General features: G+C 50.8%; 10 protein-coding genes. 2 read left to right on the top strand and 8 right to left on the bottom strand.

Annotated elements, in window-relative coordinates; all coding sequences use genetic code 11:
- Window positions 1–9: 9 nt before the first annotated feature.
- On the bottom strand, window positions 10–2,385 hold the full coding sequence (locus tag H144_RS0111665) for an ABC transporter permease (RefSeq protein ID WP_019942246.1): 2,376 nt from the start codon (window positions 2,383–2,385) through the stop codon (window positions 10–12).
- Window positions 2,386–2,469: 84 nt separating this feature from the next.
- Window positions 2,470–4,884 (bottom strand): ABC transporter permease, encoded by a 2,415-nt coding sequence (locus H144_RS0111660; RefSeq protein WP_019942245.1) that lies wholly within the window; start codon window positions 4,882–4,884, stop codon window positions 2,470–2,472.
- Window positions 4,885–4,929: 45 nt separating this feature from the next.
- On the opposite strand from H144_RS0111660, the gene H144_RS0111655 reads away from it, so the two are divergent.
- Both H144_RS0111655 and H144_RS0111650 read left to right on the top strand, forming a co-directional pair.
- A complete protein-coding gene (locus tag H144_RS0111655; protein WP_019942244.1) occupies window positions 4,930–5,145 on the top strand; it encodes a hypothetical protein in 216 nt (71 codons plus the stop codon).
- Entirely contained in the window at window positions 5,142–5,543 is a 402-nt protein-coding gene (locus H144_RS0111650) for a type II toxin-antitoxin system VapC family toxin (RefSeq protein ID WP_019942243.1), read from the top strand. Before H144_RS0111655 ends, H144_RS0111650 begins: the two co-directional genes overlap by 4 nt.
- A 5-nt stretch (window positions 5,544–5,548) precedes the next feature.
- Here the strand turns inward: H144_RS0111650 and H144_RS0111645 are convergent, their stop codons facing one another.
- The 6 genes from H144_RS0111645 to H144_RS0111620 all read right to left on the bottom strand — a co-directional run bounded on the left by H144_RS0111645 (window position 5,549) and on the right by H144_RS0111620 (window position 16,044).
- A complete protein-coding gene (locus tag H144_RS0111645; RefSeq protein ID WP_019942242.1) occupies window positions 5,549–7,963 on the bottom strand; it encodes an ABC transporter permease in 2,415 nt (804 codons plus the stop codon).
- Between the two features lie 2 nt (window positions 7,964–7,965).
- Window positions 7,966–10,422, bottom strand: coding sequence for an ABC transporter permease (locus tag H144_RS0111640; RefSeq protein WP_019942241.1), 2,457 nt, complete (start codon window positions 10,420–10,422; stop codon window positions 7,966–7,968).
- A 162-nt stretch (window positions 10,423–10,584) separates the two neighbouring features.
- Window positions 10,585–10,896: a type II toxin-antitoxin system RelE/ParE family toxin gene (locus H144_RS0111635; protein ID WP_019942240.1), complete on the bottom strand. Its 312-nt coding sequence runs from the start codon at window positions 10,894–10,896 to the stop codon at window positions 10,585–10,587.
- A complete protein-coding gene (locus H144_RS0111630; protein ID WP_019942239.1) occupies window positions 10,890–11,126 on the bottom strand; it encodes a hypothetical protein in 237 nt (78 codons plus the stop codon). Before H144_RS0111630 ends, H144_RS0111635 begins: the two co-directional genes overlap by 7 nt.
- 79 nt (window positions 11,127–11,205) lie before the next feature.
- A complete protein-coding gene (locus H144_RS0111625) occupies window positions 11,206–13,587 on the bottom strand; it encodes an ABC transporter permease (protein ID WP_019942238.1) in 2,382 nt (793 codons plus the stop codon).
- A gap of 72 nt (window positions 13,588–13,659) precedes the next feature.
- Window positions 13,660–16,044: an ABC transporter permease gene (locus H144_RS0111620; RefSeq protein ID WP_019942237.1), complete on the bottom strand. Its 2,385-nt coding sequence runs from the start codon at window positions 16,042–16,044 to the stop codon at window positions 13,660–13,662.

The raw sequence follows: 16,044 nt of genomic DNA, 5'->3' as shown, positions 1-16,044 counted from the left end.
CCGTTAACGTCATTCACTCCGCAACGACTTCACCGGGTTCATCAATGCTGCTTTAATCGCCTGGAAACTTACCGTGAGCAAAGTGATCGCTACGGCAAGCAGTGCCGCTACGACGAACACGATCCAGCTCAGTTGGATGTGATATTCGTATTTATCGAGCCAGTCGCTCAGGAAATAGAGCGCGATCGGCGAGGCGATGACGCAGGAGATGATCACCAGGTATACAAATTCTTTGGACAGCATCGCCCACATTTGCGCTACGCTGGCGCCTAATGCCTTTCTGATGCCGATTTCTTTCGTGCGCTGCTCTGCCGTGTAGGCTGCCAGGCCAAACAACCCGAGGCAGGAAATGAATACCGCCAGCACGGCAAACACCCTCGCCAGCTTTCCTATCCGCTCTTCGGCCCGGAACTTGGCATCGTATTCCTCGTCGGCGAACTTGAATTCGAACGGAGAATCGGGATCGTGCTTACGGAACACGGCTTCCACTTTCTTTAATGCCTTATCTACCGACGCGCCCGGCGTCAGTTTAACGTTGATCAGGTTCGCCCATTCGTAGTTGAGCATAAATATCGTAGGCACGGCCGGCTCGTACGGCGACTGCATCACCATATCCTTGATCACCCCTACCACCTGCCGCGGTTTGCCATTGTAGCGGATCGTTTTACCAATAATGTTCTTGATGCCCGTCAGCTTTACCGCCGATTCATTGAGGACAAAACCGGCTGTATCGGTCGAATATTCACGGGAAAAGTCGCGGCCGTCGATGATTTTCCAACCGATGGTTTTCCCGAAATCGTGCGTACAGGCAATCGTACCGAACAAAGGCAGCGAGCCGGGCTCCATTCCTTCCCATTCGAAACCGATCTGGTTGGAATAAATACCGGTAGTAGGGCTCGACGATTCGCTCATTTCGTACACCGCGCCCGTTTTGATCAGGTCGTCGCGCAGCGGATAGTATTTCCCCCACAGATTAGGCGAAATATTCACTTGCAAAAGACCCTGCCGATTGTAACCCACAGGCCGGTTTTTGGCATGATTGATCTGCTGAAACACGATAATGGTGCCGATAATGAGCGTGATCGAGACTGTAAACTGGACAACGACCATCACCTTCCGCGGCACGGCCGAGTATTTACCTACTTTGAAAGTACCCTTCAAAACCGACAACGGGTTGAACGATGACAGATAGAACGCCGGATAACTGCCCGCCACAAGCCCCGTGAACAAGGCAAAAACAATGAGCCCGAGCCAGAATAGCGGGTAGAAGAACGGGAACTTCACATGCTTGCCCGCGAGGTTGTTGAATGCCGGAAGCGAAATGAGCACGATCAATATCGCGAGTACCAGCGCAAACATGACGACCAGAAACGACTCGCTGAGAAACTGGAATACCAGCTGGCTTTTCAGTGAACCGATCGATTTACGGATGCCTACTTCCTTTGCCCGCTTTTCGGAACGTGCCGTGCTGAGGTTCATGAAATTGATGCAGGCCAGCAGCAGTACGAATGCACCGATAATGCCGAAAAGCCACACAAACTGAATGCGCCCGCCCACATTCTGCCCGTCTTTGAAATCGGAATACAAATGCCAGCGGCTCATGGGATGGAGCAGGTACTGGGGCTTGTCGGTTTTGGAAAATGCGTGCGGCATTTCCACATCCCGGATCTTGCGCGACACCGTGGCGATATCGGCATGGTCGGCCACCTGCGCGAACCACTGGAACGAGTGGTTACCCCATTGTGTTTGCGCATCCTTCACCCAGCCTTCCGATTGCAGGTAATCGCTCCACGGCAGAATCAGGAACAGCTCGTTGAAACTGGAATTGAACGGAATGTCCTCATACACACCCGTCACCTTCACATCTTTTTTAATATCCAGTTTCAACGCTTTGTTCAGCGGGTCGTCGTTGCCGAACAATGCCTTCGCCAGCGATTCGGAAATCACGACCGAACCCGGATTTTTAAGGGCATTGTAGTCGCCCCGGAGCATTTTCAGGCCCAGCATTTCCGGAAACGCTGGCTGCGCCCACATGCCCGATTTGTTGATTTTCTTGTCGCCATTGGCCAGCAAATGTCCGTAGTTCCAGCTGGCGAGCGACGTATGCTTGAAATCCGCCGAATATTTGGTGGCCATTTCAATCACCGACGGCTGCGAAACGGCCGTTCCGGTACCGGTTTGGCCGTTGAACGTCTGACTGATCCACGCCTGCACGAGGCGGTCGTAATTTTTGTGGTACTTATTGTACGAAAGTTCATCCCAAACCCAGAGACCGATCAGCATCGTCACGGCAATACCTACGGCGAGGCCGACGATATTGATCAGGGAGTAAACTTTGTTTTTCAGGAGGTTGCGGAGCGCGATTACCAGGTAATTCTTGATCATGGCCGGGTCAGGGAATGAAAGTTTAATGAAGCATTTCGCGAAAGATGTGGATATGCATGCATGGGTTGCATGATAAACGGTTGATTATTCACTTCTTAATGCTTTCACCGGATTGGTCATAGCAGCTTTCAGGCTCTGGAAACTAACGGTAACCAGGGCAATCAAGACCGCGGCAAGGCCCGCCACAACAAACAACCACCAGCTGACATTCACTTTATAGCTGAAATCCTGCAACCATTCATTCATAAAATACCAGGCAATGGGCGACGCGATCACGAGCGCGATCACCACCAGTTTGATAAAATCGATAGAAAACAGTCCGAAAATGTTCATTACCGAAGCGCCGATCGCCTTGCGTATTCCCATTTCCTTCGTACGCGACTCGGCCATAAATGCCACCACACCATATAGGCCGAGGCAACCGATGAATATCGCGATGAAGCTCAGTATTTTGAAAAGCGAAAAGAATTTCGCCTCCTTCTCATAAAAGCTGTCGAGCGTCTGATTATAGAAATTGTATTTGAATAAAAAGTCGGGAAATGCCTTCGTCCAGGCCATCTCAATGCGGCTGACCTGTTCGAGGCCGGCGTTTTTATCCAGTTTGACGCTCAAAGTCGTGTAGTTTCCGCGCATGGACGTGAGCACGCAAGGGATGATTTCCTGGTGCAAAGTGTAGGTATTGAAGTTTTTTACTACCCCTACCACCGGCAGTTTGTAGTCGGAGCCGCCGATCGTCAGCCGTTTACCAATGATGTCCTGCGGATTTTTAAAACCGAGCTTTTTGACAAATGCCTCGTTTACCACATATTCACGGCTCGTGTCGGCCGACAGGTACATGCGTCCGGCAGCCATTTTCAGTCCGTATGTGTTAAAATAGGCCGTATCCGCGGGCCGCATGACAATCTCGAAATCCAGGAACTCGGCGTCGTTTTCGTACTTGAACCCGGTCTGCCAGTTACTTCTCGACATCGGTGTAAAGGAGCTGAAAGCAATGGATTTTACACCCGGAATAGCCTGAATATCGGTCCTTAATTTTTCCAAAACGCCTTCCGGCTGACCAGGAACGGCAATGGTGACAATCTCGTCCTTTTCAAAACCGAGGTCCATCGTGCTGAAATATTTCATCTGGCTGTAAGCGATGAGCGTGCCAATGAGGATCACCTGCGAAATCGAAAATTGCAGCACGATGAGCCCCTTCCGCAAGTTAGCCTGGCTCGTGCCGGCCGTGCGCATTTTGCCTTTCAGTGCCAGGATCGGCTGGTAACCCGACACCACGAGCGCTGGGTAGAAACCGGCCAGGAATGTGGTCACGACTGTCAGCGCCACGCAGCAAAGCAACACGTAAGGATCTTTAAAAAACAGCACATTCTGCGACTGGATATTCAATACATTTCCGACATAGGGCAGCAGCAACTGCGCCATCACCAGCGCAAGAATCACCGAAAACACGGTAATAATCCCAGTTTCGGAGAAATACTGGCGCAGCAGCTGCCCACGTGTGCTGCCAAGCACCTTACGCACGCCCACCTCGCGCGAGCGGCGCAACGCCTGCGCGGTGGCAAGGTTTACAAAGTTTACGCAAGCCGTGATGAGGATAAAAACGCCGACGAGCGTCATGGCCCAGATCATGCCCTTACTGATCGAACGGTTGGCGTAGTTGCCTGTTTTAGTGGCAAAATGAATGTCTTTTACGGGTTGTAACTCGAACCGGAGCTTTGCGGCATCCTTGGGTTCACGGTACTTTTTGTTGAATGCAAGCAGCTGTTGTTCAAACTGTGCCTCGCTCACATTTTCGGGCAGCATGAGGTACATTTGCCCGCCGCCGTAGGTCGAAACCCAGTCGTCCCAGTTGGTAAATGCGCCGAACTCTTTCAGCGAAGCAAAAGAAAGCATGGTCGTGAACGGCAGGTTGGTGGTCACCGGCGGATCGGCGACAATGCCGGTGACGGTGAAATCCATCTGGTTCCGCACTTTAATGCTCTTCCCGATCGGGTCCGCGTCACCGAAATATTTGGCAGCCTGCGTCTGGCTCAGAACCACCGAACCGGGATTTTTGAGTGCCTGCGCGGGTGAGCCTTTCAGCCATTGGTAATCAAACATTTTGAAATATTCCGGCCCCACGAAAGCGATGTTATAGCCCGGATCTGAAAACTTCCTTTTCTCCGTGCCCTGCGTGACAGTAATAAGTGTTTCGCGCAACCCGTACGTGCACGCAACCTGGTTTCTGATTTCCGGGAAGTCATTCCTCAATGCAGCCAATGCCGGCAACGGAATACCCGCGCTAAAACCTTTTTCCCCATCGGCGATACTATGATTGAGCAACCGGTAAATGCGGTCGGCATTCTTGTGATGGCTATCGAAGCTCAGCTCATACCGTACCGTAAAAAAGATCAACAGACAGCACGCCAGGCTCAGTGTCAGCCCGGTAATGTTGATCAGCGTAAAATTCCAGTTGCGTCGAAGGTTTCGGAAAGAGGTCGTGAGATAGTTTTTGATCATGGCTCCTAATTTTCTATTTTTGAGTACAATCTATATGATATCGTTATGTTGACATCGGTGAGCGGAATTTATGAGAATGGGAAAATCACACTCGATGAAACCCCCGCGGTTCAGAAGAAATCTAAGATTGTCGTGACGTTCCTGGAAGAAATGGAAGAATCAGTTATCTCCAAACGCCGCTTAGGCAGTTTGAAAGGCAAAATTGGTACTCCCGATGACTTTAATGCTCCAATGGACGAATTGAACGACTATATGCTTTGAAATATCTTCTTGACACACAAATTGTGATTTGGTCTTTGGAGGACCACGCCAATCTTAAACCAACGACCCGCAACATTCTCGAAAATCCCCAAAATTCCCTTTTTGTCAGCCCGGTAAGTCTGATGGAAATTTCCATTAAACTTAAATTGGGCAAACTTCCTCAGTTCAAAGTAGGCATCGAGGAGGTTACAAGGCATTTGCTAAATAATGCGTTTGAGCTGCTTCCACTGGAACTGGGGCAAATTTTTGCCTACCAAACCATTCCACTTTATGACGACCACCGCGATCCGTTTGACAGAATGCTGCTAGCAGTGGCTTTACATGAACAGCTGCCGGTCATTTCTTCTGACGAGAAATTCGAACGGTATCAGCCGCATATTTCCGTCTTAATTAATTAAATTACCTATTCACTCCGCAGCGATTTCACCGGGTTCATCAGCGCGGCTTTGATGCTTTGGAAACTGACGGTGGCGATCGCTACGAGCATGGCGGCGGCGCCTACGGCTACGAAAACGAGCGGGTTGATTTCGATGCGGTAGGGATAGTTGTCGAGCCAGAGCTGCATGAAGTACCAGGCGGCCGGCGTCGCAATGAGGATCGAAATAAGTACCAGCTTGACGAAGTCTTTGGATAACACAAAAACCAGGCTGGCAATGCTCGCACCGAGGACTTTGCGCACGCCGATTTCTTTCGTACGCTGTTCCATGACGATCAATGCAACGGCGAAAAGGCCCAGACACGACAGGATCACCGCCACAGCCGATGCCAGACTAAAAATTTGCGAAAGCCGCTCTTCTTCTTTGTACCAGGCATTGGTGTTTTCATCAATAAACGAGCCGATAAACTCCGATTCCGGTGTGATTTCCTTCCAGACATTTTTCAGTTTCTCCATCGATGCGGCCAGCCCCTGCGGCGTCACGCGCACGAAAATGTATCCGATATCGTCCGTATGCGACAAGTACATTGTAATCGGTTTCTTCTCGGATTTGGACGAATACAGGTTAAAGTCAGGAACGACCCCGATGATCTGATGCTTGATCCCCGCCGTGTCGGTCTGGAAAAACTTACCAACCGGGTCCTTCTCACCAATGGCTTTGGCCATGCTTTCTGTGATAACCACGCGGCCCATGGAGTCGGTCGGGTAAGCCGGGTTGAACTCCCGGCCATCGATCAATTTGATATTCAATGTTTTGAGATAATCATAGCTGATGTGCAGCCAGTCGGTATTCACTTCGCGGTCTTTGAACGTGAAGCCTAGCACGCTGCGCGACGAACTCCTGTCGCGGCCCATCCCGAGGTTCACGCTCGAACCGGTGACCCCTATGACGTTCGGATCGGCCGCGAGCATATTACGCATCCGTTGCAATGCCGCCTGGCCGTTCACCTTGCTCCCCACGGGAATGCTGATCACTTCTTCTTTCTGAAAACCAAGCGGCTGCTTCCGCAGGTGGTCCACCTGCTGCAATGCGATGATGGTACAGCAGATCAGCAGGCTCGACAATGCGAATTGCGCGATAATTAACGAATTCCTCAGTAATCCCGGCTTTTTCAGCGAAACTTTCCCCTTCAACACTTCCACCGCATTGAATTTCGACATTTGCAATGCGGGATAACCGCCAGCCAGGAGTGTTACAAACAGGAAAAGGCCGAAAAGCAGCGCCAGTTTATCCGGCTCGAAAATGTATCCGAGGGTCAGTTTTGCATTGAAAGTCGCATTGAACGCCGGTAACAGCAGGATCGACAGTATAATGCCGGCCAGAAAGCCGAGGAAGCAAACAACGCCCGCTTCGCCCCATATCTGAAAGAAAAGTTGCTGTTTCAGCGCGCCCAGCGACTTCCGCACGCCCACTTCCCGTGCCCGGATAAACGAACGCGCGACATTGAGGTTGATAAAATTGATACAGGCGATCAGCAGGATAAACAAGCCGATGCCCATCAACGCATACACCAGCGAAGCGCCCTTGCCTCCCGAAATCTCGCGCTCAAAATGTATGTCTTCGAGTTTTTGGAGTCTTAATGCATACAGATCGCCCCTTTCGTCGGGTTTTGCGCCTTTCTTTTTCAGCTTGGTAAATGTATCCGCGAAATATTTGGCCGTGAATGGTCTCAGTTTCTTTTCAAATGCAAGCTTCTCCACGCCAGGCTTCAGTTTCAAAAATACATTGTGCGAAAATGCGTCCCATTGGTCTTTCTGCTGCTGGTAACCGCCAATGTTTTCGCTGCGCAGGAATGCGTCGAATTGCAGGGAAGAATTTTCCGGAAAATCGGCCAGTACGCCGGAAACAACATATTGTTTTTTATTTCCATCCAGGCCAATGTTCACCGCCTTGCCCATCGGATCTTCCGAACCGAACACGGCCCTGGCCATATTTTCGGTGATCACAATGCTGCTCAGGTCTTGCAAGGCGCTTTGTGCATTTCCCTGCAAAAAGGGGAACGAGAAGGTTTTGAAGAAGTCCGGCTCCGTGAATTTGATATTCTTATCGAGAAATTTACCCTGGTATTCCACTACATCCGAACCGTTAACCACCCGGGCAATCGACTCGATTTCGGGATATTCGGCTTTCAATGCGGGCGTGATCGGGAATGGCATCGATGCCGTGCGATCGACGCGCTCGGGGTCGTTGGCAAACAGGTAGAGCTGGAAAATCCGGTCCTTGTCGGCGTGGAAATTATCGTACGAAAGCGAGAAATACGCTGTCAGGAAAAGGAAAACGCTCACACAGAATGCGACGGACAAACCCACAATGTTGATGAATGCATAACCCTTGCTTTTCCAAAGGTTGCGCAGCGCGATTTTGAAGTAGTTTCTGAACATGATTACTCCGATTTCAATGATTTAACTGGATTTGCCACAGCCGCTTTCACAGCCTGCGTGCTCACGGTCAGCAATGCGACGATCACCGCCAAAGCCCCTGCGCCGGCAAACATCCACCATTGCAGCGTTATCTTGTAGGCGAAGTCATTGAGCCAGCGGTTCATCAGGTACCAGGTTAGCGGCGTCGCGATGACGATCGAGACCACCACCAGTTTGACAAAATCACCCGACAGAAGCCCTACGATGCTCGCCACCGAAGCGCCCAGCACCTTCCGCACGCCGATTTCCTTGATCCGCTGCTGTGCCGCAAATGCCGCCAGGCCGAACAGTCCGAGGCAGGAAATGAGGATGGAGATAATGGTAAATGCATTCACAAGCCGGGAAGTGCGGGCATCGGCCGCGTAATTTTTCTGAAAATCTTCATCAAGAAAAGTGTAGGCAAAAGGCTCGTCGGGGACAAGCGATTTCCATTTACTTTCGATGAAAGGCAATGCAGTCGCTACATCCTTACCCTCGATGTGCGCGATGAGGTAGTTATAATTGGGTGTCAGATTGAGGAAGAAAGCGTAGGGCTCGATGGCCTTGTGCAAATCCTGGAAATGAAAATCCTTCACGACGCCCACCACCTCAATGCTGCCCGGCGTATCGCCGCCGTTATTGAACAGAAACCGTTGACCGACTGCCTTTTCGAGCGGCACGCCGAACTTCCGCAGCGTCGCCTCGTTCACCACCATTTTATAGTTGGTATCCGCCGGAAACTCCTTTGAGAACATCCGCCCCGCAGCCACCTTGAAGCCCATAGCCTCCATAAAATCCGGCGCTACCCAGTTCGTTTTCACCACATTATCATCATTAACAGTCTGCCCAGGCAGGTACACCGACATGTCGCTCGGGTTCAGAATCCCCGGATAGTAGGCCGTGCCGGAAGCCGCTGAAATACGGCTGTCCTGCAAAAGTTCGCTCTTCAGTGCGGTATAAGCCTTTCGTGACTCTTCGCTGCGGAACGGGATCACGATCTGCTGGTCCTTGTCGAAACCCAGCGGCTGGTCTTTCATAAAGCGGATCTGCCCTTGTATCACGATCGTAGCCACCACGAGCCCGATCGAAATCACAAACTGGAACACTACCAGCCCGCGACGCAATGCGGTAGCCGACACGGAATTCACAAAACGGCCCTTGATCACATCCAGCGGGTTGAATACCGACAAATAGAATGCCGGATAACTCCCTGCCAGCAAGCCCGTGACAAATGCCAGGAGCACGAAACCACCGATGATCCTCGGCTGCATCAGGTCGTTGATCACCAACGTTTTATCTGCCAGCTGGTTGAAGAACGGCAACAGCAGCACCACTGATACCAGTGCGATGAGTAAACCGAGGAATGTCAGCACCATCGATTCGCCCAGGAACTGGCCTACCAGGCTGCTCTTGTTGGCGCCCATCACTTTCCGCATACCTACCTCGGCAGCCCGTTTCGCCGAACGCGCCGTGGCTAGGTTCATGAAGTTGATACAGGCAATAAGCAAGGTAAAAACAGCAATGCACGCGAGCACATACAGGTAGGTAGAGCTCGTGGTGGCGCTCACAATGCGGTCGATCTGGCTGAAAAGGTGGATATCCCGCACCGGCAGCAGCACGAGCTTTTTATCATAACCGGCGATTTTGAGGTCTTTCCGGGCATATTTCTCAATGAAAGCCGGCAGTTTCCGGCTGAATGCGTGTTGGTCAGTACCCGGCCGGAGGCGTAGGTAGTGATAGAACATGTTGTTATTGGTAAAATTGAGGTTCGGCTGCCGCAGGTAATCGCCGATCCAGCCAACTTTGAAAGTCACGAAGAAATGGGCATCAATGTGTGACCGGGCAGTTTCGTCGCGGTAAACGCCGGTTACCTTAAAGTTCTCGTTGCCACCGGTTTTGCCGCCCACTTTAATGGTTTTGTTCAATGCAGGCTCGTTCCCGAAAAGCTTTTGGGCGAGCTCGTCGGACAGCACGATCGAATAGGGATCGTTCAAAGCCGTAAGCTGGTCGCCTTCGAGGAATTGGTAGGTAAAAACATCGAAAAACGTCGAATCGACGTGGGTACCTTTGGTTTCGTAAAAAGAAACGGGCGCTTTTCCCGGCTGCTCCACGGTAAGCAAGGCCTTGTCTTCAAGGAAATTCTGCCAGAGGCGCGTGACCTGCACTACCTCAGGATATTCCGCCTTCAACGCGTGCGCATAAGGCGCCGGTCCACGCGGGTTATCCATTTTCTCGCCATTGGGCTGAATATTCTCAGCCCTGACAAGGTACAAATCATTGACATGCTCCTGATGCTTATCGAACGAAACCTCGCTCAGAATATACAGCAACAGGAGCATGCAACAGGTCATCCCGACCGACAGGCCGAAGACATTGATCACAGAGAACATCTTGTTTTTCAAGATATTCCTCCAAGCAATTTTCAGATAGTTTTTGATCATGGCTAATGTAATTCGAATGCATTCGGGAATTAGGAATGAATAATTGTACCAGCAACACAAACAGTTTCATAATCAATTAACTATCAACAACTTAAATTCATATAAAAACAACGAAGGTGTCCGTTTTTGGACACCTTCGTTCGGTATTGGACTGGAATACTGTTAATAAGATAAAGGCTCTTGTCTCACGCTGCGAACCCTGATGATATTTATCAAACCTTGGTCATCGTCAATAAAATAAGTGACTCTGATATTGTAGACTTCAAACGATCTGAATGCTTCGTTACCATCCATTCGAAATTTGTCAGGATTATTTCGTCTCGGATCTGCTTTCAGTTTTCGGACAGATTCCAATACTTTCTGTTTCAATTTAAGCGCATTCTGAAAGGAGTCTTTCCGAATATAAACGTAGATTTCCTTAAACTGCATCAGCGCGGTAGTGTCCCAGCGAATCTCATACCTTTTGTTTACCATTCATTGATTTGTGCTTCCGCTTCTTCCTGTGTGTGATAATTCCCTGCTTTGATACGAGCCAGCGCCGCATCCAACTCCGCATTATACTGTTCAATTGATATCCGTTCGTCCCTGCCTGGTTGTTTCAGTTTCAGAAACGTTTCGATAATACCGAGCAACGACTTTTTCTCCCCTTCTTCCAAAAGCGGCAAATAGCTTAGTATTTCTGCATCGGTTGTCTTCGACTTCATGAGAAAATGGTGTTAGTTGGATAAAAAGACCCTAAACCGAATCTACCTGATATTAAATTTAGCCATTTTTCTACAAATATCATTCACTCCGCAAACTCTTCACCGGATCGGCCAGCGCAGCTTTGATGCCTTGAAACCCAACCGTCACAATCGTCAGTAACAACGCCCCCAATGCAACCAGCACGAAAACATACCAGGGCAACTGAACGTGGTATTCGAAACTGGCAAGGTATTTGGCCACGAAGGTATATGCCAGCGGCAGGCCCACGAGCAATGCGATGATAAGCAGCACCACGAAATCGCGGGAAAGGAGGATGGCGATGCCTTTTACACTGGCGCCGAGGGCTTTGCGAATACCGATTTCCTTCGTGCGCTTGCTGGCAGCGAGTGAAATGAGGCCGAAAATGCCTGCGAGGGCGATCACAATGGCGAGCAACGTTACGAAATTGACCATTTTCCAGATGCCGTCGAGGTCGTTGTATTGCTTGCTGAGCTCCTCCTGCATGTAGAAAAACTGGAACGGGCGTTTCGACGGGATTTTTTTCATGTCCCGTTCGAGGCCCGCGAGTACTCCCTTGGCTTGCGACAAGTCGGTAAATCGCAGGGTAAGGTAACTGTTCAGCCCGGCCGGGCCGTCGTACCAATGCAGCAGGGGTTCGATGCGGTCCTTCAACGGCCCGTAATGGAAATCCTTCATCACACCTACCACGGTGTAAACTTCCGCATTATTGCCCTGTCGAAGCCGCTTTCCCACCGCCGTAGTCCAGCCGAATGCTTTACGCGCTGCTTCATTGATAATCACCGGATGCTGGTCGCCATTGCGGTCGAGATCCTCCGAGAAATCGCGGCCTTCCACCATTTTAATGTCATATGTACTGGTATAGTTCGTGCTGGTACCGACATGGCGCAGGCGGATGTTTTTACGGTCACTGCCCTCGGTCGTATATACATTGTAGTTATTCCAATAGCGCGTCGGAACGATGCCCGAGGTCGCGATGCTTTCGATTTTCGAATTTTGCTTTAACCCATTTAAAATCGGCACAAACTGCGCAACGGCGGCATTTTCGTCCTTATACTGCAAATCCGAAGCGACCACCACCACATTGTCCCCTTTAAAACCCGTGTCGGCCTGCCGCATATAATTGATCTGCCACCGGACGGTAATCGCCCCGACGACCAGCACAATCGCAATCACCAGCTGCACGACGATCAGCGTACTTTGCATCCAGTTACCCGACGCCGGCTTGCCCGACAATTTTCCTTTCAACGTATCGCGCAAATCGAGTTTGGTGAGATAGGCAGCCGGAACCGTCCCGGCCACCAATGCAATGGCGGCGATAATGCCGGTCAATGTGAGGAAAGTGGCCGAATCCTGCTGCCAGTTCACGATCAGCTGCATGCGTCCCTGCCGAAATTCGTTGAATTGCGGCACCAGGTACAAAACCCCGAACACCATCGCGATCGCCAGCGAACCTAGCAACACGATCGCCGATTCCATCCAGAACTGCGCCAGCACTTGCCCGAGCGTCGAGCCCGTCACCTTGCGCACTGCGACCTCCTTCACACGGGTAAAGGACATGGCCGTGTTAAGATTGACCATATTAATACTGATAATCAGCACAATAAATACGGCAATCGTGATCGCGCCGTAAATCATCCAGCGGAAAGTCGGGTTCTGATAATGAATGTATTCTTCCAAGGCCGCAATGCGGATCTGCCGCTTCTGGCCGTCGGCATGGAAATGTGTTTTGGCAAATGCGGGAAATTTGGCTTCCAGCTTGCGGACATCGGCTTCTTTCTGCAATTTGAGGTATACCGTGGCAAATGTATTATACCAATCCGCATTCTCGGCAAAGCCTTTGTTATCTTCCAGATTAGCAATCGGCAGCAGCACCTCAAACTGGATCGACGAATTCGCAGGCACCGGTTCCAGCACCCCCGTCACGGTAAATGCCATCGTATCCTCCACCGTCACCGTTTCGCCGACAGGGTTCCGCGTCCCGAACAAGGCTTCCGCCACATGCTCACCCAGCACGATCGATTGCTTGCGTTTCAGCGCCGTTCCTGCATTGCCATATTTGAGTTTAAAAGAAAATACATCGAAAAAGGTGCTGTCCACATATTTGGTGTCCTTCTGCAAATCCTTGCCTTTGTAGTTAAGCCAAACATTGTTCCACCCCTGGACGTGCGTGCCCGTCTCTATTTCCGGGTAGGTTTTGACCATTTGTTCCAGGATTGGGTAAACCGTCTGGTTGTACCGGCCGCCTTCGTCGGCTGTCTGCACAAAATAAATGCGGTCGTTATCGCGGTGGAAGGTATCGAACGTCACGCCGCGCTGGATAAAAAGGATGAGCACACCCGCGCTGGCAAGCCCCAGCGAAAGGCCGAGCGCATTAATACCGGTAAACAGCCGGTTTTTCCAAAGCGTACGGAAAGCGATTTTGAAGTAGTTCCTGAGCATTTTTGAAGGGGAAAAGGGAAGAAGGATGAAAGGGAGGAAGGAAGAAAGAAGAAGAATCTTCCCCTTCATCCATCAATCATTTCTTAAACTTTTAACGGGATTCATCAAAGCGGCGCGGATGCTCTGGTAGCTTACCGTCAGCACGGCGATAGCCATGGCCAGCAGCGCCGCCCAGGCGAAGTACGACCACGACATGGCAATGCGGTAAGGGAAATCTTCCAGCCAGATATTGGCGCCGTAATAGGAAACCGGCAGCGCGATGATGATCGAGACGATTACGAGTTTGACAAAATCCATCGAAAGCAGCGCGGCAATGCTCGTTACGGACGCACCGAGCACCTTCCGGATGCCCACTTCCTTGATGCGCATTTCCGCATTGAAGGTCGCCAGACCGAACAGCCCGATACACGAAACGAAAATGGACAATACCGCCGCGAGCGTGATCATCTGCTTCCATTTAGCCTCGGATTCGTAACGTTTCAGGTTGGCTTCGTCTTCAAATTTGTATTCAAAAGGCAGGTATTTGACATGCTGCCGGAAAATCTTCTCGATAGACCGGATCGTCGCAGGAATGTCCTTCGAATCGAGCTTCGCGAATAGCGTGCCGAGCCGGTAACCCGGGTCCTGGGTCAATACCAGCGGTTTGATGGTGTCTTTCAAGGACGCATAGTGATAGTCGCGGATGACACCGATAATCTTCAATTTCTTGTTTTTCCACACAAAATCCACTTCCTGCCCTATCGGATTTTTCAACCCGGCTTTCTTCACAAATGCCTCGTTGACGACGATCGCGTCCGCAGGATCGGTGGAAAATGCTTTGGAAAAATTCCGGCCTTGCAGTACGGGGATTTGCAGTGTGCCCAGGAAATGATCGTCCACGCCGATATAGCCGAAACCAATTTCCTGTCCGTCGACTTGCGCCACCGTGCCATTGTAGTTCCCGTTGAATGCCGCCACCGAAGCGATGCCGGCTGTATGCTGCAATTCGTTCTGAACTACTTCCAATATTTCTTTCCCAGAACCGCCCCGACCGAGGCTAATGCTTACCAGGTTCTTATCATTATACCCTAAATTCTTGTTAGTCAAATACTTGAATTGAGAATAAATGACAATTGTGCCGATCACCAGGCAAACCGACAATGCAAACTGGAAAATGACGAGCCCCTTGGTGAGGTAATTTTTCTGCGTGAGCCGCGCGCGGTTGTAAAGCGTCTGGACCGGGCTGAAACCCGATAGTACGAGCGCCGGGTACACGCCCGCAACGAGGCCGGTCATCAAAAACAGCCCTATGTAACCTGTCACCAGCCCGCTATCGAGCAGGTACGACAATGCCAGCTGCTTGTTAGCGAGGTCGTTGAATACTGGCAGTACGACTTGCGTCAGCGCGATGGCGAATGTGAATGCAATGAAAGAAAGTAGAAAAGATTCACCCAAAAACTGGTAAATGAGCTGCTTACGCAAGCTACCCACTACTTTACGCACGCCGATTTCCTTTGCGCGGTTCAGCGACCGGGCGACGGTCAGGTTCACGAAGTTGATGCAGGCGATCAGCAGGATAAAAATGGCGATACCCGACAATATGTAGGAATAAACGGGGCTGCTGGCATGGTCGAGGCCATTGCGCAAATCCCCGTTTTCGCTCTGCAAATGCATGTCCAGGAACGGCATGAGTGCGAAAGTCACCTGCATTTTGAAATCCTTGTGCTTCGCCGCTTCTTCCATCATCTTGCTCTTCGAAACCAGGTTCATTTTCTGAGCCACCGCGTGGTAATCGGCCTTTTCATGCAGAAGTAAAAAGGTGTTCATATAAAAACCCATCCATTCGGTGTCCGTCCAGCCCCTGGCCTCCTGGAATTTGAACGGCAGCACGGCGTCAAACTGGATCGACGAGTTCTGCGGGCAGCGTTTCGCCACGCCCGACACGACAAACGGCTCGAAATCATCCCCGATTTTGAGGTTCATCGTCTGCCCCACGGCATTCGCGTCACCAAAATATTTTTCCGCCAGGTCCTCGCTCACGACGATCGAATGAATGTCCGACAGCACCGTTTCGGGGTCTCCCGAAAGCAACGGCATGGAGAAAACGGTGAAGAAAGGCTCGTCCGCGAACAGAATGTCCTCTTTCAGGATCTCATTTCCCTTTTTAACAACAAATGTACTGCTCTGCGCCCGTACCACTTCCTTTACCTCCGGAATGTCTTGCTTGAAAGTCGGGCCGTGGATCGCATTGGTACTCCCGAACGTACGGGTTTCGTTTTCGCCCTTGCTCGTGACCATGATCCGGTAGAGCCGGTCCTTGTTGGCCTGAAAACGGTCGAAACTCACTTCGTCCTTCGTATAAAGCACGATGAGCATGCAGCAGGTGAGCCCGAGCGACAGCCCGGCGATGTTGATCACCGAGAAAACCTTGTTCCTCGTGAGATTTCGGATGGCGATTTTGAGATAATTCTTGAACAT

This window comes from Dyadobacter beijingensis DSM 21582, from assembly GCF_000382205.1.
GTDB lineage: Bacteria > Bacteroidota > Bacteroidia > Cytophagales > Spirosomataceae > Dyadobacter > Dyadobacter beijingensis.
This window is presented reverse-complemented; position numbering and strand designations above follow the sequence as displayed.

Bases quoted from the DNA above. Each gene is read 5' to 3' on its own strand.
- H144_RS0111620 (WP_019942237.1), bottom strand. From the start codon at position 16,044: ATGTTCAAGAATTATCTCAAAATCGCCATCCGAAATCTCACGAGGAAC.
- H144_RS0111645 (WP_019942242.1), bottom strand. From the start codon at position 7,963: ATGTTCAGAAACTACTTCAAAATCGCGCTGCGCAACCTTTGGAAAAGC.
- H144_RS0111655 (WP_019942244.1), top strand. From the start codon at position 4,930: ATGTTGACATCGGTGAGCGGAATTTATGAGAATGGGAAAATCACACTC.
- H144_RS0111665 (WP_019942246.1), bottom strand. From the start codon at position 2,385: ATGATCAAGAATTACCTGGTAATCGCGCTCCGCAACCTCCTGAAAAAC.
- H144_RS0111625 (WP_019942238.1), bottom strand. From the start codon at position 13,587: ATGCTCAGGAACTACTTCAAAATCGCTTTCCGTACGCTTTGGAAAAAC.
- H144_RS0111660 (WP_019942245.1), bottom strand. From the start codon at position 4,884: ATGATCAAAAACTATCTCACGACCTCTTTCCGAAACCTTCGACGCAAC.
- H144_RS0111630 (WP_019942239.1), bottom strand. From the start codon at position 11,126: ATGAAGTCGAAGACAACCGATGCAGAAATACTAAGCTATTTGCCGCTT.
- H144_RS0111635 (WP_019942240.1), bottom strand. From the start codon at position 10,896: ATGGTAAACAAAAGGTATGAGATTCGCTGGGACACTACCGCGCTGATG.
- H144_RS0111640 (WP_019942241.1), bottom strand. From the start codon at position 10,422: ATGATCAAAAACTATCTGAAAATTGCTTGGAGGAATATCTTGAAAAAC.